This is a genomic window from Streptococcus mitis (assembly GCF_001579035.1).
GTDB lineage: Bacteria > Bacillota > Bacilli > Lactobacillales > Streptococcaceae > Streptococcus > Streptococcus mitis_J.
Genome location: NZ_KQ970285.1, coordinates 343,318 through 345,035, shown reverse-complemented (window position 1 = coordinate 345,035; position 1,718 = coordinate 343,318). Strand labels below are relative to the sequence as shown.

The window sequence follows — 1,718 nt, the reverse complement described above, 5'->3', positions numbered from 1 at the left end:
CAAGCCCCCGACACCCGAATCCAAAAAACCAATTGGTCGATTATCCATATAGTCTTCTTTCTAGTCTTTTTTCTGATTGATAGCTCATTATGATTACTTGTCTTTATGAACTGAATGACAGCCTAATCAACAACTATCTCTCTTAATCATAATCAAATATCAATAGAATGCAAGGAAAAAGCCTCATCCCAAAACCATAACCAACATAGTGAGAAGTCTGGAACTTTCATCCCAGACTTTTCCTTATTTATTTTTTCTTTTTATTGTTAGCAAGGGCTGCCTTTTGTTGGCGGATGATTTGGTGGTAAACTTGTTGTACCTTAGCTTCGCTTGGTTTTTGACCATTTGCACTCAAAAGAGTACGAACTGCTTCAGCATTCAAACGTGGGTTGTCAGCGAATTCTTTTTCAATTTGCTTACGAACCAAGTACATTCCTCCAAGAGCTCCTCCTAGAAAAGCTAGCACAATCAATACAATTGCTAATAGTAAATCCATCATATTTCTCCTGTTTCTTTTTGAGTCTCTTTCATTATACCACAAACTAGCCACCCTGACCAGTTTGTTTTACGCTTTCAGGGAGGGAATAGACAGCAAAAAGAACCCTGATTTTCTGCAAAAGAGGGCTCCTTACTGAGTTTAGTTTACATAGATAGCCAGTGTTTGATACGGTTTGAGTAGAATTTTTTCAGACACTTCTGCATCTTCATAGTTTGAAATCAAAATTCGTCCATTTTGGTAGGCTACTGATAAGTCGATTTCCACTTCTGTGGCATAAAAGTTATTGAGCACTAGTAACTTTTGATCCTCATACTGACGTTCAAAAGCGTAGACTTGCTTGCTATATTCAAAGGCTGGTTTGTAACTTCCTTCTGAGATGATAGGCATTTCTTTGCGCAGTCGAATCAAGTCTTGGTAGAAGGTGAAAATCGGGCCTTGGATTTCATTTTCTACATTGATGTGAGGGTAAGATTTTCCTGCCTTGAGCCAAGGAGTACCTGCTGTGAAGCCTGCATTTTCAGAAGCATCCCACTGCATGGGAATTCGTGAATTATCACGCGACTTAGCTTGAATAATCTGGAAGGCTTCTTCCTGACTCTTTCCTTCTTCTAAAAGCATCTGATAAGCATTGAGGGATTCGACATCCACATAATCAGCCATAGAATCATAGTCTGGGTCAATCATCCCGATTTCCTCACCCATATAGATATAAGGTGTCCCACGTGAAAGGTGAATACTGGCCGCTAGCATGGTAGCTCCTTCCTTGCGGAAGTTTTGAATATCAACAAAACGGTTTAAAGCGCGTGGTTGGTCGTGATTGTTCCAGAAGAGGGCGCTCCAACCACCTTTATCACTCATTTCCTTACCCCAACTATGGTAAAGACTCTTCAACTCTTCAAAATCAAAGGGAGCCAAGGTCCACTTTTGTCCATCCTTATAGTCCACCTTTAGATGATGAAAATTAAAGGTCATGGATAATTCCTGACGATCAGGCGACGAATAGAGGACACAGTTTTCCATAGTGGTAGAAGACATTTCCCCAACTGTCATAAAGCTATCGTCTGCTCCAAAAGTGGCTTGATTCATCATACGCAAATAGTCATGAACGATGGGCTTGTCTGTGTAAGCTGGCTTTCCTTCATTTTCAGGACAATCCACTAAGACTTCATCCTTGCCAATCAAATTGATCACATCAAATCGGAAACCTTTGACACCCTTG

At 40.5% G+C, this 1,718-nt stretch carries 2 protein-coding genes; both read right to left on the bottom strand.

From position 1 onward, the window contains the following. Positions 1-247: 247 nt before the first annotated feature. Positions 248-496, bottom strand: coding sequence for a YneF family protein (locus SMIDD26_RS01685; RefSeq protein ID WP_000364990.1), 249 nt, complete (start codon positions 494-496; stop codon positions 248-250). A gap of 141 nt (positions 497-637) precedes the next feature. Next, positions 638-1,718 (bottom strand): alpha-amylase family glycosyl hydrolase (locus SMIDD26_RS01680; protein WP_061438708.1); only part of this gene is annotated, 1,081 nt, incomplete at its 5' end.

Coding starts and splice junctions, on each gene's coding strand:
- SMIDD26_RS01685 (WP_000364990.1), bottom strand. CDS start 496: ATGGATTTACTATTAGCAATTGTATTGATTGTGCTAGCTTTTCTAGGA.